Source organism: Archangium violaceum, assembly GCF_016859125.1.
GTDB lineage: Bacteria > Myxococcota > Myxococcia > Myxococcales > Myxococcaceae > Archangium > Archangium violaceum_A.
Map to the genome: position 1 here is coordinate 12,402,228 of NZ_CP069338.1, position 19,286 is coordinate 12,421,513.

22 protein-coding genes and 3 pseudogenes are annotated in these 19,286 nt (G+C 65.8%); 10 read left to right on the forward strand and 15 right to left on the reverse strand.

Annotated features, from left to right (window positions below; genetic code table 11):
- Entirely contained in the window at nucleotides 1-621 is a 621-nt protein-coding gene (locus JQX13_RS52350; RefSeq protein WP_239014397.1) for a TetR/AcrR family transcriptional regulator, read from the reverse strand.
- An 85-nt stretch (nucleotides 622-706) separates the two neighbouring features.
- Between JQX13_RS52350 and JQX13_RS52355 the strand changes: the two genes are divergently transcribed.
- The gene (locus JQX13_RS52355; protein ID WP_203406834.1) at nucleotides 707-2,287 is read left to right on the forward strand and encodes a flavin-containing monooxygenase; all 1,581 of its coding nucleotides are present in this window, start codon (nucleotides 707-709) and stop codon (nucleotides 2,285-2,287) included.
- Nucleotides 2,288-2,297: 10 nt separating this feature from the next.
- On the opposite strand, the gene JQX13_RS52360 is transcribed toward JQX13_RS52355, so the two are convergent.
- The 6 genes and pseudogenes from JQX13_RS52360 to JQX13_RS55165 all read right to left on the reverse strand — a co-directional run bounded on the left by JQX13_RS52360 (nucleotide 2,298) and on the right by JQX13_RS55165 (nucleotide 5,225).
- Nucleotides 2,298-2,882, reverse strand: a complete 585-nt coding sequence (locus tag JQX13_RS52360) for a DUF2911 domain-containing protein (protein WP_203406835.1) — start codon at nucleotides 2,880-2,882, stop codon at nucleotides 2,298-2,300.
- Between the two features lie 92 nt (nucleotides 2,883-2,974).
- Entirely contained in the window at nucleotides 2,975-3,454 is a 480-nt protein-coding gene (locus JQX13_RS52365) for a hypothetical protein (RefSeq protein ID WP_203406836.1), read from the reverse strand.
- 33 nt (nucleotides 3,455-3,487) lie between these two features.
- A pseudogene (locus JQX13_RS56735) lies at nucleotides 3,488-3,544 on the reverse strand (hypothetical protein); the annotation flags it as partial.
- Between the two features lie 222 nt (nucleotides 3,545-3,766).
- On the reverse strand, nucleotides 3,767-4,462 hold the full coding sequence (locus JQX13_RS52370) for a sensor histidine kinase (RefSeq protein WP_203406837.1): 696 nt from the start codon (nucleotides 4,460-4,462) through the stop codon (nucleotides 3,767-3,769).
- A gap of 33 nt (nucleotides 4,463-4,495) precedes the next feature.
- Nucleotides 4,496-4,828, reverse strand: coding sequence for a response regulator (locus tag JQX13_RS52375; protein ID WP_203406838.1), 333 nt, complete (start codon nucleotides 4,826-4,828; stop codon nucleotides 4,496-4,498).
- A 193-nt stretch (nucleotides 4,829-5,021) separates the two neighbouring features.
- Nucleotides 5,022-5,225, reverse strand: coding sequence for a hypothetical protein (locus JQX13_RS55165; protein WP_239014398.1), 204 nt, complete (start codon nucleotides 5,223-5,225; stop codon nucleotides 5,022-5,024).
- Between the two features lie 198 nt (nucleotides 5,226-5,423).
- Here JQX13_RS55165 and JQX13_RS55170 point away from each other — a divergent pair, with 198 nt between their 5' ends.
- Genes JQX13_RS55170 through JQX13_RS55175 form a run of 3 tightly spaced genes read left to right on the forward strand, consistent with a single transcriptional unit; the run spans nucleotide 5,424 to nucleotide 7,887 of the window.
- On the forward strand, nucleotides 5,424-5,897 hold the full coding sequence (locus JQX13_RS55170) for a hypothetical protein (RefSeq protein WP_239014399.1): 474 nt from the start codon (nucleotides 5,424-5,426) through the stop codon (nucleotides 5,895-5,897).
- Nucleotides 5,894-7,147 (forward strand): PAAR-like domain-containing protein, encoded by a 1,254-nt coding sequence (locus tag JQX13_RS52385; RefSeq protein WP_203406839.1) that lies wholly within the window; start codon nucleotides 5,894-5,896, stop codon nucleotides 7,145-7,147. Before JQX13_RS55170 ends, JQX13_RS52385 begins: the two co-directional genes overlap by 4 nt.
- Nucleotides 7,148-7,161: 14 nt before the next feature.
- Complete coding sequence (locus tag JQX13_RS55175; protein ID WP_239014400.1) at nucleotides 7,162-7,887, forward strand: hypothetical protein; 726 nt, start codon at nucleotides 7,162-7,164, stop codon at nucleotides 7,885-7,887.
- 610 nt (nucleotides 7,888-8,497) lie between these two features.
- Here JQX13_RS55175 and JQX13_RS52395 read toward each other — a convergent pair.
- The 6 genes and pseudogenes from JQX13_RS52395 to JQX13_RS52415 all read right to left on the reverse strand — a co-directional run bounded on the left by JQX13_RS52395 (nucleotide 8,498) and on the right by JQX13_RS52415 (nucleotide 13,268).
- Nucleotides 8,498-9,025, reverse strand: a complete 528-nt coding sequence (locus JQX13_RS52395) for an integrase core domain-containing protein (RefSeq protein ID WP_239014401.1) — start codon at nucleotides 9,023-9,025, stop codon at nucleotides 8,498-8,500.
- A 129-nt stretch (nucleotides 9,026-9,154) separates the two neighbouring features.
- Nucleotides 9,155-9,535 (reverse strand): annotated as a pseudogene (locus JQX13_RS56740) (hypothetical protein); the annotation flags it as partial.
- Between the two features lie 351 nt (nucleotides 9,536-9,886).
- On the reverse strand, nucleotides 9,887-10,297 hold the full coding sequence (locus JQX13_RS52400) for a RidA family protein (protein WP_203406841.1): 411 nt from the start codon (nucleotides 10,295-10,297) through the stop codon (nucleotides 9,887-9,889).
- Nucleotides 10,298-10,437: 140 nt separating this feature from the next.
- The gene (locus tag JQX13_RS52405) at nucleotides 10,438-11,055 is read right to left on the reverse strand and encodes a cysteine hydrolase (RefSeq protein ID WP_203406842.1); all 618 of its coding nucleotides are present in this window, start codon (nucleotides 11,053-11,055) and stop codon (nucleotides 10,438-10,440) included.
- A 70-nt stretch (nucleotides 11,056-11,125) separates the two neighbouring features.
- Nucleotides 11,126-11,506, reverse strand: a complete 381-nt coding sequence (locus JQX13_RS52410; protein ID WP_203406843.1) for a MerR family transcriptional regulator — start codon at nucleotides 11,504-11,506, stop codon at nucleotides 11,126-11,128.
- Nucleotides 11,507-12,632: 1,126 nt separating this feature from the next.
- On the reverse strand, nucleotides 12,633-13,268 hold the full coding sequence (locus JQX13_RS52415; protein WP_203406844.1) for a hypothetical protein: 636 nt from the start codon (nucleotides 13,266-13,268) through the stop codon (nucleotides 12,633-12,635).
- A gap of 696 nt (nucleotides 13,269-13,964) precedes the next feature.
- Here JQX13_RS52415 and JQX13_RS56745 point away from each other — a divergent pair.
- Genes JQX13_RS56745 through JQX13_RS52430 form a run of 3 tightly spaced genes read left to right on the forward strand, consistent with a single transcriptional unit; the run spans nucleotide 13,965 to nucleotide 15,904 of the window.
- Nucleotides 13,965-14,432 carry a PAAR-like domain-containing protein gene (locus tag JQX13_RS56745; protein ID WP_430384237.1) on the forward strand — a complete coding sequence of 156 codons (468 nt, stop codon included), beginning with the start codon at nucleotides 13,965-13,967 and terminating at the stop codon, nucleotides 14,430-14,432.
- Nucleotides 14,429-14,998, forward strand: coding sequence for a hypothetical protein (locus JQX13_RS52425; protein WP_203406846.1), 570 nt, complete (start codon nucleotides 14,429-14,431; stop codon nucleotides 14,996-14,998). Before JQX13_RS56745 ends, JQX13_RS52425 begins: the two co-directional genes overlap by 4 nt.
- A gap of 27 nt (nucleotides 14,999-15,025) precedes the next feature.
- Complete coding sequence (locus JQX13_RS52430; protein ID WP_203406847.1) at nucleotides 15,026-15,904, forward strand: hypothetical protein; 879 nt, start codon at nucleotides 15,026-15,028, stop codon at nucleotides 15,902-15,904.
- 90 nt (nucleotides 15,905-15,994) lie between these two features.
- Here JQX13_RS52430 and JQX13_RS56750 read toward each other — a convergent pair whose 3' ends face one another.
- Together JQX13_RS56750 and JQX13_RS56755 are read right to left on the reverse strand one after the other, a co-directional pair.
- Nucleotides 15,995-16,309, reverse strand: a complete 315-nt coding sequence (locus tag JQX13_RS56750) for a transposase (RefSeq protein WP_430384137.1) — start codon at nucleotides 16,307-16,309, stop codon at nucleotides 15,995-15,997.
- On the reverse strand, nucleotides 16,303-16,596 hold the full coding sequence (locus tag JQX13_RS56755; RefSeq protein ID WP_430384238.1) for a transposase: 294 nt from the start codon (nucleotides 16,594-16,596) through the stop codon (nucleotides 16,303-16,305). Before JQX13_RS56755 ends, JQX13_RS56750 begins: the two co-directional genes overlap by 7 nt.
- Before the next feature lie 620 nt (nucleotides 16,597-17,216).
- On the opposite strand from JQX13_RS56755, the pseudogene JQX13_RS56760 reads away from it, so the two are divergent.
- The 3 genes and pseudogenes from JQX13_RS56760 to JQX13_RS52450 form a co-directional block, all read left to right on the forward strand.
- Nucleotides 17,217-17,276 (forward strand): annotated as a pseudogene (locus JQX13_RS56760) (hypothetical protein); the annotation flags it as partial.
- 173 nt (nucleotides 17,277-17,449) lie between these two features.
- The gene (locus JQX13_RS55180; RefSeq protein ID WP_239014402.1) at nucleotides 17,450-18,007 is read left to right on the forward strand and encodes a hypothetical protein; all 558 of its coding nucleotides are present in this window, start codon (nucleotides 17,450-17,452) and stop codon (nucleotides 18,005-18,007) included.
- 45 nt (nucleotides 18,008-18,052) lie between these two features.
- Nucleotides 18,053-19,141, forward strand: coding sequence for an alpha/beta hydrolase (locus JQX13_RS52450; protein WP_203406851.1), 1,089 nt, complete (start codon nucleotides 18,053-18,055; stop codon nucleotides 19,139-19,141).
- Nucleotides 19,142-19,286: the final 145 nt, after the last annotated feature.

The window sequence follows — 19,286 nt, forward strand, 5'->3', positions numbered from 1 at the left end:
TCAATCTCCGCGGAGGACGAGGCAGAGGCGCAGGGCGGCGTCGACGACCTCGTGAATCGGTCGCGAGTAACCGCTCGCGATCCAACTCAGGGCGATGTGGATGACGCCACCGACCACGCCCGCGCGCAGCAGCGGCTCGCCCGCCGCGCCGCTCTTCCCGTGGGGATCGAGCGTCCGCGCGAGCAGCTCCCCGAAGGCACGGAGGAACGCCTCGAAGACCTGGTCGACGGCGGGGCTCACGCCCGAGATCTCGACGAGGAACACCCTCGCCGACGGGGGATGATTCTTGAGCGCCTCGTAATAGGCGCTGAGCATCGCGCGAGCCCGCTCGACCGGACGGTCCGGAGCCCCGGCCCCCGCCTTCTCCAACTCACCCAGGACGAAGTCCGTCACGGCCCGGAACGAGGCGACGAGCAACTCCTCACTGTTGGAGAACGACTCGTAGAAGTAGCGCTCGGTCAGCCCGGCCGCCTCGCAGACGGCCTTCACCGTCGCGCTGCGATAGCCCCGCTCCCCATAGACCCGGATGGCCGCCTCGAGGAACTGCTCGCGTCGTTGGGCTCGACGCTCCTCGGCCGAGGATCCGCGATAGCGCCGGTTAGCCATGGGAGGGGTAGCCATACGACTCCTGTTGACATGATGCGTTGTCAGATCCAGTTTGACAACGTGTCGTGTCACCGATGCCGGTGCACGGGAGATCGCATCAATGGCTTACCGGACGGAACTTGTCGAACAGGCGTCTGGCGGTTCGGCCGCGCGGACGGAAACACCGGCAGCGCACTACGACGTGATCATCGTCGGGGCGGGACTGTCCGGCATCGGCGCGGCATATCACCTGCAGGCCAACTGCCCGACCAGGACCTACGCGATTCTCGAGGGTCGCGACGCGATCGGCGGAACCTGGGATCTGTTCCGCTATCCGGGAATCCGCTCGGACTCGGACATGCACACGCTGGGCTACTCGTTCCGGCCGTGGACCGAAGCGAAGGCGATCGCCGACGGGCCGTCGATCCTCCGCTACGTGCGTGAGACGGCGCGCGAGTATGGGATCGACCCGCACATCCGCTTCGGCCACCACGTCAAGAAGGCCTCCTGGTCATCCGCGGAGGCGCGCTGGACGGTCGAGGCCCTGCGCGGTCCCGACAAGGAGCCCGTGCGCATCACCTGCAACTTCCTGCTCATGTGCAGCGGGTACTACAACTACGCCAAAGGCCACCGGCCCGAGTTCCCCGGTGAGGCGCGCTTCCAGGGCACCCTCGTCCATCCGCAGTTCTGGCCGGAGGACCTGGACTACGAGAACAAGCGCGTCGTCGTGATCGGCAGCGGCGCGACCGCCGTCACCCTCGTGCCCGAGATGGCCCGGAAGGCCGCGCACGTCACCATGCTGCAACGCTCGCCGACCTATGTCGTCTCCCGGCCGGCCGAGGACCGCATCGCCAATGCGTTGCGCCGCATCCTGCCGGCGAAGCTCGCCTATGGAATCACGCGGTGGAAGAACGTGCTGCTCGGCCAGCTCTTCTACAAGCTGGCGCGGAAGATGCCCGAGCGGGTGAAGAAGCTCCTCATCAGCCAGGTGCGCGAGCATCTCGGCCACGACTACGACGTCGGCACCCACTTCACGCCGCGCTACAACCCGTGGGATCAGCGTGTCTGCCTCGTTCCGGACGCCGACATGTTCGATGCGCTCAAGCGGGGCCGCGCCTCGGTCGTCACCGATCAGATCGAGACGTTCACGGAGAAGGGGCTCGCGCTCCGCTCCGGCCAGCAGCTCGAGGCGGACATCGTCGTGACCGCCACGGGTCTCGAGCTGCAACTCCTGAGCGACGTCGAGTTCAGCATCGACGGCGAGCGGCGCGATCTGTCGAAGTGCCTCAGCTACAAGGCCATGATGTTCAGTGACGTGCCGAACCTCGCCTACACGTTCGGCTACACCAACGCGTCGTGGACGCTGAAGGCGGACCTCACCAGCGAATACGTCTGCCGGCTGCTCAACCACATGGAGCGGTACGGAGCCACGACCTGCATGCCGCGCCGGGATCCCTCGGTGGAGGAGCGGCCGTTCCTCGACTTCTCGGCGGGCTACGTCCAGCGGGCGCTCGACCTGATGCCGAAGCAGGGCTCGAAGAGGCCGTGGCGGCTCTACCAGAACTACCTGCTCGATCTCTTCACGCTGCGCTTCGGCAGGGTCGACGATGGCACGATGGAGTTCTCGCGCGCCCCCAAGCTCCTGACGGCGGGGGCCGAAGCACCCCAGCCCGAGGCGATGAGGACGCGCGAGGCCGTCTGACGTTCGACGCCTAGCCCTTCTTGGCCGGGCTCACGGGCACGGAGACCTGCGTGTTCTCCCACGAGAAGTCCAGCGCGGTGCCCTTCTCGTTGAAGGCGATCGTGAGGGCCTCGTAGGTGTCCGCGATCTTCTTCGCCGGCACGTCCACGCGCAGGACGTCATTGTCCTTGTTGTACTTGTAGGCGCCCCACTGACCGACGTCCTTGCTGACGATGAAGGTCCACTTGTCGGCCTGGGGGATGGCGAAGAGCGCGTAGGTGCCGGCCGGGAGCCGCTTGCCCGCGAGCTCGATGTCGCCGGTCGTGGTGATTTCCGTGGCGGCGTTCGCGCCCAGGCGCCACACCTCGCCATAGGGCACCAGCTTGCCGAAGATGACGCGCTTCTGGCCCGACTTCGGATCCTGGATGCGGGGCGAGCCGTACGTCACCTTCACGTACGTGGTGTCGTCCAGCTTCTTCGCCGCCATCTGGAGCGGGCTGACGGGAGCCTTCGCGGGCGGAATGGTCTTCTGCGCCAGGGCGGGCGAGGCCACGAGGAAGAGGAGCGCGGCCAGGGAGGAGATGCTCAGGTGCGACATGAGTCGACGGTTCGTCATGGCTTGAAACCCTCGGTTGGAGACAACGGAAGCGGCGCCGGACCGTATCACCCGGGTCGGCGGGGGTGGATCCGCTTCTTCCGGCCTCCGGCCTACCGGACGAACACGGGCGCGGACAGTTCGACGGAGTACGGCACCGCCGTCTCGCCACCGGCACGAACGCGGACGAGGAAGGGACCTCCGTGCTCGGCCCGAAGCAGGTGCACCCCACCCGGTTGGCGCTGGAGGATGTCGCCGGGCGCGCTGAGCGGAAGTGGTGCGCCCTTGTCGTCGAGGAGCTCCACCTCCAACGGCCCCCGGGAAGCATCCCAGCGCACGACCGCGCCGGCCGGGTTGCAGCAGTCCGCATGGGAGTGAATCCAATCCGCGTCCCCGGGGCACGCCACGCCCTCGAGCCTCAACGGCCCCTGGTTGAAGACGTGGTGGACGGGAGTGACGGCCAGCCCTTGCTCCAGCGTGTCGTCGTCCTCCCGCGCGTCGTCAGGGCAGGACGGTCCGGTGGTTCTGGTTGCACGACAGGCCGCCCCCCCACACAGCGAGATCAGCATCAGCACGAGACCTGAAAACCTCATCACGAACGCCTCCATCGGCAGCCGTCCGCCTTCTCAGCGGACGGTGATGGTGAGCTGATCCTCGTTCCGAGCGCCGGTCCAGTCCGTGACGGTGAGGCTCGCGCTGTAGCGGCCTCGCGTGCCGTAGCAATGCGTCCGAGGCGCGGCCGGGGGATTCTACGTCCTCGACCGAGCCCCACTCGGCCATCCTTCCCCCCTCGCGGACGTCCTCACGCGGATGCGGTCCCTCCTCACAACCCGACTGGACGAGCTGCTCCCGTCACGGCGAGCCGCATCTCCTGCTGCCAGGAGGCGCGGTTTGTTCTTGGTGGCTCAGCGGGGATCGCCCAGGGGCAGTCGCACCGTGAAGGCCGAGCCCTGACCAGGGACCGACTCGACGACGACCGTGCCACCGTAGGCGTGGACGATGCGCTGCACGGTGGCCAACCCGATGCCACTGCCCGAGGCCTTCGAGCCCGGCGCCCTGTAGAAAGCCTCGAAGATGTGCGCGCACACCTCGGGTGACATGCCAGGCCCCGTGTCCCGGACGACCAGCTCGCACCTGTCTCCGGAGGCGTGCGCCAACACCTCGACCCGCCGGGTGGCGCGGCCCAGCATGAACTTGAACGCGTTGGACATGAGGTTGAGCAGCAAGACGTAGAGCAATCCCCGGGGAAGCGCCACGCACACGTTCTCCACGCCGTTGAGATCCAGCTCGGCCTGGATCTGCTCACGCAAGCCCTGGAGATCCTCCGCCACGTCCGCGACGACGAAGGGCACCGGAGTGAGCTCCGAGGTGGACACATACCCCGCGTTGGCCGTGCGCGAGAACGCGAGCATGCCATCAAGCAGGTTGAAGGCCCGGCGGGTGGTGCGCTCCAGGCGCTCGCCCGCGCGCTTCATTCCCGCGTCGGGCGAGGTGCGCACCTGGGCACCAATCATGGACAGGGGGGTGAGCAGGTTGTGCATGTCATGGGCGATGCGGCCCGCGAAGGCGTCGAGGTCCGCCCGGGCCCGGGCCGCCTTCAAGGTGCCCTCCACCCGCGCGAGCAGCTCGCGCGCTTAGAACGGCTTGACCAGGTAGTCATAGGCTCCCGCCGCGAGTCCCTCCACCGTGGCCTCCTCGCCCGCGCGGGCCGACAGGAGGATGACGGGGGTGCTGGCGGTGCGTGGGTCGGCCTTCAGCTCGGAGATCAACGCGAAGCCATCCAGCCCCGGCATCATCACGTCCGACAGCACCAGCTCCGGGCGCCGGAGCCGAATGGCCTCCAGGGCCCTCGTCCCGTCCGCGACGGCCTCGACCGTATAGCCGGCCTCTTCCAGCAGGCTCCGCAAGTAGCTGCGCATGCCCTCGTTGTCATCCACCAGCAGCACGCGTCCCCCCCGGCGACCCATGACCAGGAATCCGCGCTTCCTGGTGACCATCAACAGCACGACAGCCGAGAGCGTGGCGGCGGCTGTGCGGGCGGGAATCAGCCGCGTGCGACGCCTCCCGGTGCCAGAGCTGGGGCGCCAGGCAGCCTCCTTCCTTGCGCGGGACGCATTGCTGGACCCGCAGGAATGGAGTGGTGCGGCGCGCATGGCGGCACTAGGAGCTGCGGCACTTGAAGAGGTCCTTGGGAAGGTGGCGCCAGCGCTTCCACGGGGAACTGTCGAAGTTCCGGTACTGGTGGGGCTGCCCGAGGAGCGCCCGGGCTGGAAGTCGGCGGATGCCGCGAGAGTCGTCGCCGCACTTGCAGCCCTCGGGAGTGAGCGTCTCCGTCTGCGGGTGGAGCCACGACTGGCGGGCCACGCTTCGGCATTGGAGTGCTTGCAGGAGGCGATGAGGCGCGTGAGCCGTGCCGGAGGCACCTCACTGGCGATAGTGGGAGGCATCGACAGCTACCATGACATCCAGACGCTTGCGTGACTGAGAGAGCGCAACCAGTGGCTCGAGGCGGGGGCGCGTACCGGCTTCGCCCCTGGCGAGGCCGCCGCCTTCGTGGCGGTCATGGCCCCGCCGGATGCGCGCCGGTGGGGACTGGCACCCCACGCCACGGTACGTGCCGTCGCCACGGCCCGTGAGGCACGACTCATCCACACCGATGACATCAACCTGGGCGAAGGGCTGACGGCTGCGGTAGGTGAGTCGCTCGCGCCACTGAGCGGCACGCAAGCGCGGGTGGAGAACATCCACAGCGACATCAACGGCGAGCGTTACCGCTCCGAGGAGTGGGGCTTCGTGGCACTCAGGCTGGGAGCCGCGTTCCACGATGCCTCGGCCGTATTCACGCCCGTGAGCAGCTGCGGCGAGGTGGGCGCCGCATCGGGGGCGCTGAACCTCGTCCTGTGCGCGCAGGCCTGGCGGCGTCGGTACGCGCGCGGCCCCCGTGCGCTACTCTGGGGAAGCTCGGAAGCGGGGTTGAGAGCCGCGGCGCTACTGGAAGAGCCGCAGACCGGGAGTAGAGTCGGAGGAATCCAATGACCAAGGTCACCGTCAATTTTCCAAAGACGCCCGTCACCAAGGGTAGCTCTGGCGTCGCAGCAGCCACGCTTCCCAACGTCTGTAAAATGCCGGGTCCGCCAGCTCCTTTCGTCCCTACGCCACTACCGAATATTGGTAAGAGCGGCGACTCTCCTCAGGGCTACTCCAAGACGGTGACCATTGACGGGAACGCCGTCGCCATCACCGGCGCCAGCTTCGGCAGCCAGGGCGACATGGCCAGCAAGGGAATGGGTGGAGGCCTCATCTCCAGCAATACCCATGGCCCCACGAAATTTCTGGGCCCCGGCTCGATGAACGTCAAAATCGAGGGGAAGAACGTCCAGTTGCTGGGCGACCCCATGCTCAACAACTGCGGCCCCTCCGGCAGCCCCGCCAATGCCGCTACGATGACGGGCATCATCCAGGCCTCCGGAGTCATGGCAGTCATCTACGGTGACGACTTGCCGTGCGGACTCTGCGGGAACACGCACCCGCTGGAGGCAGGAGAGGAGACGCAGACGGCGATTTCTGCCGTGTTTGAGCGGGTGCAGCAAGCGCTCGACGCACAGAAGCAGCAGATTCTCCAGCGCAACAAGCTGGCCAAGGAGAAGAACCAGAAGGAAAAGCTTCTTGGTCAACTGGAAGACCGCAACACGGAGGAGAACCGGAGGAAAGGGAAGGGGCTAAACCCGAAGCAGCGAGAAGAACTGGCGGCATTGCCGGGTGAGATTGCGGCCCTCGGGGAACAGATTGATGCCCTTGACGGGTTCTTCAAGGCGAATGCCGTGCTTCGCCATGACTCAAACACAAATTCGCACACCAAGGGATATATGATTGGCGCCATGGTCTGTGTCTGTAAAAAAACAAAACTCGTGGCATGCTCTGGTCATGCGCCTCCGGGCTTCTTGGAGGCCACGAAAGACACGGGCTTTGAGTGCGTGAATTCACCTGTCGGCTCAGGGGCTCCGGAGGAAAAATGGATGTGCGCCGCAAAGCAAATCATACAGAACCACGGAGGGCACAAGCCGAGGCAGCTTATCGAGCGCCTGTTTTATCCGGCAGTCGAGAGCATCAAGCCTGATAGGGGTCCGAGGATTAAGTTCAATGTTCGAGTGGAGGATTTGAACACAAAGAAGCTCTCCGAGCCAGAGGAGTGTGAACAGGTCTTCAAAAATGGTGAAGACGTGCCATCGTATTCCGAATGCCAGGCAAAGCTCCCTGCCATGTATTGCAAGGCGCATTGCGCCTAGATTCTGGAGATTCAATGGAAGCGTTTGTCGAGTTTGTTGAGAAATACCGCCCTGGATTCTCCGAGGAAATTTTTCCTGCGGATGAATACGACATAAGAGTCCTGGAGAAGCGCGCTGGCCCTCTTCCTGGTTTCTACCGTCGCTTCTTGGAGAAAATGGGAGCAAATATGGGTGGCCTTGAGCTTGCCGACGCCTCCCTTTCCATTGACGGAGCACTCGGCGCCTACACCTTGGCTTGGCTTCAAGGTGGCCGGTACATTTTTTTTGCAGGAGACAATGGAGTTACTGGATGGCACTGGTTCCTTGATCGGGCAAGTCCCCATGGAGCCGATGATTGCTTGGTCGTCAATAGGCTGTTGGAAGAAAACTACCCTCCCCAGGGCAGCCACCCGATGTACGTGGGCCTGGAGGAATTCCTCTACTACGAGGCCTTCAAGGAGGTCCGAATGTCGCAACTGCCCTTCCGACGGAAATTCTCCACGCCTGAGGATGTCAAGGCCGCAGCTGGCTACCGCTCGGATTCAGTGACTGCGCTGGCCGAGGAGAAAGGCTTCAAGCGAATTCCCCCCGCTGAGCACTGCGCGCTTTTCGAGCGAGGAGACGCCGCGATTTCACTCTACCGGCACCCAACACAGCCCACCTTCTCCTTCGTGGTTGGCTGCGAGGACGCAGCGGAGGCGGAGCGGCTAGCACGGGATTTCGAGATGAAAACGGGACTGAAGGGCATCGTCACGAGGTAGGCGTTGTCATTAAGCCTTCCCACCGGCAAGGAGTACGCGGCCTGCGCTGCGCCGGCCGACGAGCGCCCGTCGGTGGCCGAGGCGGTGGAACTCGTCCGCAAGGCCGCGGCGGCGAGGAATGGGTGGAAGCGCATTCTCGCGCGGTATGCCCCAGCCTTTCGGGACGCGACTGGAAGCGTCCATGCGTTACTGCATCATGACGGGAGAAGTGGCGAGCCTTCGTTGCCATGCGACGCAAGTCGGAGGAGACTGTGCCTTCCTGCCTGGCGTGTCAGGACACGCTCTTCATGGCCCGGTGTGACCTTGAGGTGCAGAAGTGCGGATAACCTGGTCGAAGCTTCTTGAGGCCCCTGTGCCTATCCAAAATTTGGTCGCTGTGCCATGGGTGCGTCCAGGCTGCGTCAAAATTCGCGTCATGACGGGTGAGCGACGCGCCCAACGGGCCGTCGAGCCCTCCTGTCCTGCTCGATAGGGGTCGGAATTACGCCCGAACCAGACGTCTCAGCCCCTCTCTGCCTGCGTGTGGGCACACCACTCCCTCCCTCCGAAGGTAGGCAGGGTGGTGCGGCAGGCGCTGGTCCGTAAGGCCGTTGCTGGAGGGGCCGAGATTCTATGCCGCTCGGCGCTCGTACCGGTGGTGGAGCCCGAAGACTTCCCGCAGCTCTATCACCTTGGCTCCGCGCTCCGGGCCCTGCACCTCACGCCTCTCGGGCGTATCCTTGCCGAGCGACAGGTGCGTCCGGCTCGCGTTGTAGTAGCGCTGGTACTCGCGAAGCAGGCGCCGAGCGTGGGCTTCGTTCAGGACGACGACATGGTCCAGCAGCTCTCGACGAATTGAGCCGATGACTCTCTCGGCATAGGGGTTCTGCCACGGACAACGTGCTGCACTCAGTACCTCTTGAGCCCCCAGATGGGAGAGCGTGGCGCGAACACGTTCGGTGTAGAGCTTGTCCCTATCCCGGTGCAAGTACCTCGGAGCGCTGGCCCAGGGAAAGGCCTCTCGCAACTGCTGTTTCGTCCATTCCTCCGTCGGGTGCGCTGTCACGTTGAGGTGGAGGATTCGCCTGTCCCGGTGACTCACCACCACGAATCCCAGTAGCACCCCAAACGTCGCCGTCGGAATGACAAAGAAGTCCATTCCCGCGGACTCCGCCAGATGCAAGCGCCTGAAGCTTCTCCATGAGGGCGATGGTTCCGGCGCTCCCCTTCCTCGTCTGCGCATGTACCGAGCGACCGTTGTCTGGCCTACTTCCATCCCCAGCTTCAACAACTCCCCGTGAATGCGCGGGGCACCCCATGTCGGGTTGGCTTCGGCCAGGCGCCGAATCAACGCGCGCAGTTCCGGAGTTGCCCGAGGCCGCCCCACCCGACTCCGGGACTTCCAGCGCCAGAAGAGCCGAAAGCCCATCCGATGCCACTTCACCACTGTCGCCGGCTGCACCAAGCACAGAGGCCTCCGCCAACCCTGCCAGAGGCGTTGGAGAACCACCCAGAAGAGGCGGTCGCCCCGCGCAAGCCGCGGTGATGCGCGCTTCTCACGGAAGACGGCGAGTTGCTGACGAAGAGCCAGGTTCTCCAGCACCAGCTCCGAACGGCTCCGCAGGGCCGAGCGCATCGTCTCGACCAGCGCCTTCACGAAGACCCGCATCTCGCCATTCTTGCCGGCCGTAGCCAGCAGGCCAGAATTCTGCCGTACCCCGTCACGAGCTGCATGGCCTCACAGAGACGCCTGCGAACGCTCACCCACCTTCAACCCTTCCATCCCCGGCATTCTTCGGACCCCCATCTGGAGGACTGTGCATGCAATGACGCGTTCGCTGACGCACGCTCGTCACCGGACCCGAATATCCGGTAGCCACAGCGGCCGCGTGGGGCTGGCCCGCCACCCTCGCGGACAACGGGCCCACGGAAGGCTCGTTCCGCGACCGCCGCGCGGTGGACGGGTGCGCGGCGGTGGCCTTCCCGGGGCGCCGTCAGGCCGTCGCGCCGGAAGGAACCGTCATTCCGCGCTGCCGCCAGGCGAGGGGCGGACGGCCACGGCGTCGACCTCGACGCGCACGCCCTCCGCGAACAGGCTCGACACGCCGATGAGCGCGCTGGCGGGAGGCCGCTCCATGGAGACGTAGCGGTCTCGCACCGCGCGAATCACGGGCAGCTCCGCCGGCTGGTAGTCGCGCACGTAGAGCGTGATGCGCACCAGGGACTCGGACCCCAGGCCCGCCGCGCGCAGCGTGTGATGCAGGGCGCGGAACGCCGCGTCCAGCTGGGCCTCGAGCCCACCGGTCTCCAGCGTGCCGTCCTCGCGCGTGGGGACGTGCCCGGACAGGAACACCGGCTGCCCGGCGCGTATCACCACGGCGGGCGAGATGCCGGGGATGCTCGGGCCCGGCGGGTGGATGAACTCCAGCATGTCCTGCCTCCTGTGTGCGCCCTGCGGCGCGGTGCAACCTGTCACGGCCACGGCCAGGAGCACCACCGCTCCGAACCCCGGCCAGCTCCGTGTTCCGCCCGGCGCGCTCCTCCGCCCAGCGCCCTGCCCTCGCGCGGCGCTCATGCCGCCCCCTGGAGGTGGGCCAGGAAGGCCGGGGTGGTGAGGGCCTCTCCGAAGTGGTGGACGACATGGGCAAGCACGTGCTCCCGCTGCGCCGCCGTGAAGGCCGCGCAGCCGTCGGACAGGAGCGTCACGGCATAGCCCAGGTCATGCGCCTGCCGGAGCGTGGACTCGATGCAGACGTGCAGCGCGAAGCCCGCCAGATAGAAGTGCGTGACTCCCTGGGCCCGCAGCAGCGCGTCCAGGTTGGAGTGCGCGAAGGCACTCGCGCCAATGCGCCCGGCGACGACGAGCTCCCCTTCCCGGGGCTCGAAGCCCTGCGCGAAGGCGGCGCCCGGCCCCTCCTTCTGCCAGGTGCCCGCGCGAGGGATGGCGCGGCGCAGGCCCATCAGTCCCGGGCCCAGCTCCGGGTAGCCCCGCTCGAACGGGCCGCAGGGGACGTGTACCACCCGGAGGCCCTGCCGCCGGGCCGCCTCCAGCGTCCGCTTCCCCGCCGCGATGGCTGCCTCCAACTGGGCCACGTCCTCGACGAGGCCGCGCAGCTTGCCGGCCGGGTGGAGCCACTCGTTCTGGAACTCCACCAGCACCAGCGCTTCCCGATTCCTCTCCACTTTCATCCTCCAACGTCAACGTAAACGTCAACTTAGGGCGTGCGGAAGGCCGCGGTCCGCTGCCGGCGCCCGCGCCCTACCCGCCCGCATTCGCCTTGCGCAGCAGCTCTTCCATCCGCTCGATGTTGCTCAGGAGGTCCTTGCGGAAGCCCTTGAGCGCGGCCAGCTTCGAGTCCACCTCCTCCAGGTGCTTGTGGAGGATGGCGAGCACCTTCTCCTTGCCGCGGATGCCGGTGGGGTCCGAGAAGTAGAGGCCGATGACGCTCCGGATTTCCTCCAGGTCGAGCCCCAGCTTCTTGAGCGCGTCGATTTTTCGGAGCCGCTCGACGTCCTGCTGCGTGTAGCGGCGGAAGGCGCCGGGCGAACGGGGACTCTCCTCCATGAGTCCCATGGACTCATAGTAGCGGATGGTGCGCGGCGTGACGCCCGCTTCCCTGGCCAGGTCTCCAATCCTCATCTCACCCTCAAGCTGGGGCAGAGAATCCCACGTCTCAACCTTGACGTCAACGTCAAGTTTGAGCCCGCCGGCCGCGCCCGGAGGCCGGCCGCCTGCTCCGGCCTCGGCGCGTCGGGGGCACGGGCGGAGGAGCAGTGTCCTGGCCGGCGGTGCTCCTTCCACTCCAGCGGCGTGCGCCGCGCGACGGGCGCGCGGGAGAAGCCCGGCCCCTGGAATGGTGCTTCCGCGGTATGGCCACGCCGCAGCCGGTGCCCACGTACACGTTGCGCGCGTCCACGCTGATGCCGAAGGCGGAGGGCTTCTCGCGGTCCACCGGGCTGGCGCAGAAGCCGGACAGGGGGTGGCTGTGGCGGGGTGGAACCCGGTGGCGCCACCTGTGCCTACCCAAATTCGAGGGCTCACCATGCGCGCGTCAAAGCTGCGCCACGACGTGGCAAGCGGAGCGGGGGACCCGCGAAATGGGCCGGAGTGGTTGGAACTGGTCCTGAGCCACCCTCAGGCCCGCCGGTGGGGCAGCCCGCAGCCTGTGTGATATTCACACACCAACCTGCCCCAAGAGTGAAGCGGACGCTCCATCAAGTCGCGAAATACTCGAACAGTTGTTACCGCGCACGCTTGTTGATGGAGATTTGGACCGGCTGGTTGATGGGCATCGACGAAGATGAGCGGGTCCGGAGCAGGCTGCTTGATGGACATCAACGAGGATGAGCGGACATGGAGCAGGCTCGGTGATGGAGCCATCATGTTGCATGCGCGCGGGGAGGACACGGCTGATGAGGGGCTGTGGCCAGGGCGAGTCCATCTGGTGCGCTGCTTCTGGCGTTGGGCTCGCACCGGCTTGGGGCCGACGGCCTCGGCGTATCGTTCAGGCCGTGGCACCGGCCGGTGCCGTCAGGCGCTCCCGCCAGCCAGGGGGCGGGCAGCGGCCGCAGACCGCGGAGCACGAGTCAGACTCCATGCCGTGAGGGTCGAGCGCATGTGCTGCCTCCGGTGAGGCCCTGTCGGCCCCAGGGCCGACAGGGCCTGGGGGCAGGGCATACCTCCAGCGTGCCCGGCCGGGAGCGGACCGGGAAGGGGACTTGTCGGGTGGGTGAAGCTGTCGAGCCCTGGGCCTGGGGCCTGTCCCTCACTGAGCGCGCGCGGCGCCCATGAACGCCAGCACACTCAGCGGTGGGGAGGGAGCGGCGGGCGGGGCGTAGCCGGCCACGACGCTGGCGACGTGGGCGGCAGCCTGACGCGGGCGCCAGTGCGGCGGCCAGGGGCGCATGGCGTGCACCTGTGCGAGCAGCTGCCCCTGGTGCACGGCCTGCAGCCAGCGCAGCGGCGTGCGCCAGCGCCCGGCTTCACTGGCGCCTGTGTGATTCCAGGGGTTGACCAGGCGGCGCACGGCTTCCAGCCCCATCCCCAGCAGCCCCCATAGCGCCAGGGCCCACGCCATGGCCGCCACCGAGTACAGCCGCCGCCACGTCACTTCCCAAGGCACCACCGTGCACGTGCCACCGCACGCCAGGCAGCGGTAGCGCCGCACCTGCACCACCCGCACCTGCGCCTGCTGCCCGGGTTGGGCAGGGCCTCGCACCTGACGGCTGCGCGTGCCATGCCCCTGCAACACCATGCCGCCCCCCACCGGCCGGCTGGCCGCTCCACACCTCGGGCATTGCCCCGGCCGTGCCGCTTCCACGCTCGGCAGGGCCTTTGCCCACCTGTCCACTCCCACCCGACTACGCACCAGCTGCTGACGGCCTGCTGTCTGCTTCTCCATCGCCTCTGGCGGAGCCTGGGGCCTTGGCCTGTACCTGCCCCTGTTTCTCTTCCCCCTCCCTCGCCGGGCCGTCGGGGACGGCTTCATGCCGTTTCAGCTCCGCCCTCCTCGGCTCCTCCTACTTCGGCCGTCAGGCGCTGACCCGAACCTGTTGGGTGATGGGGCGCACCACGACCCGGGCCCCCTTTCCATCATCCAGTCGGTCCGATTCCGGGCCGATCTCCCCCATCTACGCTGCGCGGTAACACTCCGGGGCCTGGGCCTCGCCCAGGCCTGCCGCACGGCCTTTGCGGAAGGCAAGCTGGACATGGCGGATGTAGACTTCCGTATCGCTGACGCTTCAGGAGAGGGCTATGGATTCAAGGAGCTTTCCCTGGCGCTCTCCAGGCTATTGAGGACGCGCAGAGAGACGATGCCACTGTGGCTTCCCGCAGAGTCCCTGGGCGAGATAGGCGCGGCTTCAGGCCTCGTGGCCCTGGCTTGGGCCTCCGTGGCCATGCGCCACGGCTATGCGCCCGGGCCCCGGGCGCTCGTAACCACATCCGATGAAGCCGGAGGAAGAGCAGCGGCCGTCTTGCGCGGACCTGACACCTACACACCACGAGGGATGCCCTGATGAAGGTATTTGCCAATGGCAATGAAGTCGCCTGTGCTGACGGGGACGGAAAGGTAGTGGCGGCCTTCCCAGACGTCTGCATGAGTCCTCCTCCCCCGCCAGCCGGGCCGGTGCCGGTGCCTTACCCGAATACTTCGTTCTCCCGGGACATGAAGCAGGGCACGAAGCGCGTAACGATTAATGGGAAGCCCGTCATGCTACGCGACCAATCGTTCTATGCCACCTCTCCTCTCGGGAACGAGGCGGCTACACGCAACTTTGGTGGCAGCCTAGTGACGCACACCATCACCGGAAAGACATACTTCACCTCCTGGTCCATGGATGTGCTCATGGAAGGAAAAATGTCACCCGCCATATCGACCTCACCACCTCGAATCACGCAAGCTACCCGGGCTCTACCCCTCCGTACCCAAATCTTTCATCCAGTCAACTGCTGGCCCACCAGCGCATCAAGCTCAAGCAGTGCCCCTGCTGTGGAGAGCCGGGCTGCCCAGCAGCCTTCCGCGAAGGCGATGAGCCTCTGTCGCTCGAGGACTTCTACGGAGTGAATGAAAAGGACGAAAGGGGAAATCCCACGCCCAGAGCTAAACGTCGCAGCGACATTTTGGCCACCATGCGCGCGATGAAGGAGAAAGAGTGCACCTGCGAAGGGCGAGTCTTCCCCACCCCGCCGTGCGACGTCTTTCGTGCTAAGGGTGTTGTTTCAACGGGCTCTATCGAAACTGCGTGGAAAGGCGAATTAGAGGACGCACGCACCGGCAAGCGTGTATCTATTTCCCTAGTCTATCAGGCGGAATTTCTTTCCAAGAATCCGGGCATCATCGAGCGATTTGTCGCCAGGAACCCTCGAGAGGAGCCACCACGCCGCAGCGGCGGATTCAAGAAAGTAGACCACCTCACCCCCAAGACTGCTGGAGGCTGCCCAATAAACCCAGGGAACCTTCAGCCGCATGACCTCCTATGCAAAGTCTGCAAGACCATCGACGACGTGTTCACTGCTTGGCAGGCGGACAAGCCTGAAGGGTTCCACGAGCGCTTCCGAAGCTCTGGTGCCAACAGGTCAAGGCTCAGAAGTATCTCCCCGCCATCTTGGATGAAGCCAAAAAAGCAATAGGCCTCACACGTCACGGACGCGAAAACCATGCCCCAAAGACGCCTGACATTCTACGAAAACAGACTTAACCCCCAGAGAGACGGTTACTTTCCAGTCCCCACTCCCGCCAATCATCCAGAGCTGCTACGCAATGAGGATAGGAAGCTCTGGCTCCGCACTGAGGAAATCTTTGAATTTCTCAAGGCTGGGCGCTTTGAGCACCTGCAGGAGATCTTGTCCATCTACCATTCCGCGAGAGATGGACTCCTTCGGGCCACCATTTGCACCCTTCTGGGGGACGCCGCCACCTTTGACTGTTTCCAGCAGATGCGCGAGGACCTCGAGAGAATGCAAAGGGCCGCGAGGGAGACGCGAACTCAGGATGCGATGTATGACTATCGCGACATGGCTCTTGACTTCTGTGACGCATTCGCCACTTGGGGGCTTCTTGATGCCGTGCCTGTAATTGTAGACCACTACCTCACGCTTCGCAGCAACAAGGTAACAGATATCCGACTGTTCCCGGCGCTATTATCAACGATAATGGAGCGAGAGGTGAGCATCATCTCAACGGAGCCGCCTGACGATGGCTTGGAGGAGTATTTGGGGCTCATCCTTCAACGCCATGAGGCTCTTTGCTCCCAATACGAAGGAGGAAATATTCTGCTATTCCAGGGTAAGCAGTCAGGCGTGAAGAGCTATGCCAACATTCTGGCGCACGATATGGACGAGGCGTGGCACTTGAAGCTCGAGCTTCGTCGCCGTTTTGAGGCATCAACTGGGATTGATTGTCACGACATGTATGTAGATAAGGTCTTCCAGCCGCTCGCGGCGGCTCGGATTGCCGAGGCCTTGCTCAACAGCCCGGAGGCAGCGAAATACAAAGAGGGTGTTCGCTACTTCTTCGGCCACGAAATTCCGGATTGAAGCGCCTTTCAAAGCCAGTGCATGAGGGCATTGAAGAGAATGGTGCAACAGCCGAGTTGGAGGAGAGCGTAGTGGATGTCATCGCGCCGCTCATAGCGGATGGTGAGTCGGCGCATGCGGCGCAGCCATGCGCTCCGCCTTCCAGCGGTGACGTCCGAAGCGCTGGCAGGAGTCAATACCTCGGCGGGCGATGCGCGGCTGGATGTGACGCAGGCGCAGCCCTCGACGGATGAAGCGATGGTCATACGCCTTGTCGGCGTGAAGCCTGGCGGGGCGCTTGCGAGGGCGGCCCCGCGGACTCCTCACCGGGCGGATGCCGTCGAGCAGCGGCAGCGCTTCCTTGCAGTCGTTAACGTCGGCGGCCGTCAGCGACTGCGCCAGGGGCAGCCCCTGGCCGTCTACCACCAGGTGGTGCTTGGAGCCCTTCTTTCCCCTGTCCGTAGGATTCGGGCCGGTAAGAGGCCCCCCTTTTTTGCCGGCACGCTGAAGGAGTCCACAGCGGCACGGCTCCAGTCCAGGCAGCCCTTCTCTCCCAACTCGTCCGGCAACGTCTGCTGGAGGGCTTCCAGGACACCGGCCTGTGCCCATTCCCGCAGCCGTCGCCAGCACGCCACCCCACTGACACCAAATACCTCCTGGGGCAGCCACTCCCAGGGCAGGTCCGTCCGGAGGATGAAGAGGATGCCCCGCAGACAGGCACTCCCTCAAGCAGGTGCGGAGGAGGCGAGCGCGAGGCTTGAGGTAGCGGCCAGGAAGGAGCGGATGAAGGAGAGGACGCCGCGAGTGGATTGGGCAGAGTTGCTCAAAAGGACGTTCGACTTCGACGTGTTCGTCTGCTTGAGGTGTGGAGGCAGGCGGCGGGTGTTGGCGTACGTGAAGGGAGCAGGAGGGGTGAGAGCGATTCTGGAGCACCTGGGGTTGCCCACGGCGCGTGCGCACCTGGCCCCTGCGCGAGGGCCGCCCCAGCGCGCGTGGTGTTGAAGCTCAAGCCGCCACAGCCAGCCATGAGAGCCAGGCACCTGCCGCGCCCCTCCTGGGAATGCGGCTGGGCTGGGCAGGCGTGTGTCTGCTGGAGATGAATGGCTTCTGCGCCGGCTCGGCGTGCGGCTCATGGGCTCCCCCTCAGCGTCCCTCACCTCCCGCTCTGCTCCCGCCCTCTACGCCCAAGCGGGCTCCTGTCCTTCCTATGCTCCGCGCTGCCGACCTGCACACCGGCCACACGCCCTCAAGCTGCTGCATGCCGTTTCCTCTCCCTCCGAGTTTTGGTCTGGCCCGCCATGTCGTGCCGACCCTGAAGGTGACGGGGAGCAACATGGTACTTGGCGCTCCGGGCTACATGGCGCCGGAGCAGGTCTTCGGCCAATCCGAGATTCCGCCCAGCGCCGACATCTTCTCCCTTGGCTGCGTGCTGTACGAATGCCTCATACGGCGCACGGGTGGAGTTGCTGGCGGACGGTTCTCTGGTGGTGACGCTGGTTCCCGAGCGGGGCGCTGCCACGGACCAGGCTCCCGAAGCGCCTCGCGTCCTTTCTCACCTTGGTTGTCGTGGGCCTGCTGCTGGCCGTTCCCCGCCCAGCGCGCGCCTACCCCCTCCTGCTGTGGACGAGCCCGTTCGCCCCGCCAGGCACCGGCATGGTCATCCCGTCCCTCTTCGTCTCGGGCGACGGAAAGACACTCAATCCCTATCTGTATGGCGCTGTTGGCCTGTCCGAGCGCTTCGACGTCATCGCCGGTACCTCGGGTGTCTTCGGGCTGAGCCCCGCGTCCGCCAGCTTCGGGCTGGTGGATGTCAGTGTTCGCTACCTCGCGACCCCCGAGCTGGCCCTCACGCCTCGCATCCACTACACGCCGGGGCAGTCCCTCGTGGTTTCTCCGGAACTGCACGCCACCCGGAGCTTCGGCAATCTGCTGCTGACGCTCAACGCTGGTGTACGCCCGATGCTGGACCTGAACGGGGGAGGGCTCACGTCGGCCACGGGCTTCGCCTGTCTCTCCGGCTCGTACTTCCTCTCTCTGCCGACGACCTCCGCCCCCTTCCAGTACGCCACGTCCGTCACCTACGCCATGTGGTACGCCGCCTCCTTCTCGCTGTGGGAGAAATGATCGAGACGACCAGCCGAAGACCTGGATGAGCTAGCTTGCCCACCCATGCACGACACAAGCGTCATCGGACCCTTCTTGCGTGGCTTCTGCTTCTTGGTAGCGCTGGTGGCCGCGCAGCAAGCCGCGGCCAGGGAGGGGGACGGCATCCGGCACGTTCCCGCCTTCGACCTTCCCCTCTCGCCTTACATAAGCCCAGAGGCTCAGGCCGCGGCGCGCGTGGAGATCGCCGAGGGCGATCCGCTCGCGCACATGAGCAACGAGGAGTTGGCCCGGAACATCCAGCAGATCCGCGCCAGCGTGGACATGTCGATCGCACCGCGCGTCGAGGCGCTTCGACAGCGCTACGGCGTGTCGCTCCGCCAGGAGAAGTGGAGCGGGGTACCGGTCACCATCGTGACGCCGAAGGTACCGGTCGCGCGCGGTTTGCTGATCGAACTGCACGGCGGCGGCTTCATCTTCGGCTCGGCGGGCACGCTCGGCATGCTGGAGGCAATTCCGGTCGCGGCCATGACGGGCATGAGGGTGGTGGCGGTGGATTACCGCCTGGGCCCGGAGCACCGATATCCCGCGGCGAGCGAGGATGTCGCCGCCGTGTATCGCGAGGCGCTCAAGCGCCATCGTCCGGGTGACATAGGCCTGTTCGGCTGCTCGTCGGGCGGGGTGTTGACGGCGGAGGCGCTCGCCTGGTTCCAGAAGGAGAAGCTCCCCATGCCGGCGGCGGCGGGCGTGTTCTGCGCGAGCGCCGACGCGCGCTACGGGGGCGACGCGCGCTATGTGGTCGCGGCCGTGAACAATGCGCCGATGCCGAAGCCGGACGGCAGCCTTCCCATCATGGAGGAGCTCTACTACGGCCAGGCGGACCTCGCCGACCCGCTGATCTCGCCGCTCTTCTCGAAAGGCGTGCTGGCGAAGTTCCCTCCGACGCTCTTCATCACCGGCACGCGCGCGGCGGAGCTCAGTGCCGCCGCCCACACCCATTCGCGTCTGACCGCGCTCGGCGTGGAGGCCCGCCTCCACGTCTGGGACGGGATGGGCCATGCCTTCCATCTCAACACCGACCTGCCCGAGGCGCAGGAGGCGCTGGCGGTGATCTCCAGGTTCTTCAAGGCATATGTCGGGCGGGCGGGCCGATGAGACTGGCCACCCCGTGCTCCAGAGCTTCTTTCACGACCCCTGACGGTTCACGGGCACCAAAGGCCGGTTCACTGCATCGGCGGAGCATCTCACGGCGCAGATGCGGCGCGTCCGGCGGGGATGTTCCATACATCCAGGGCGCGGA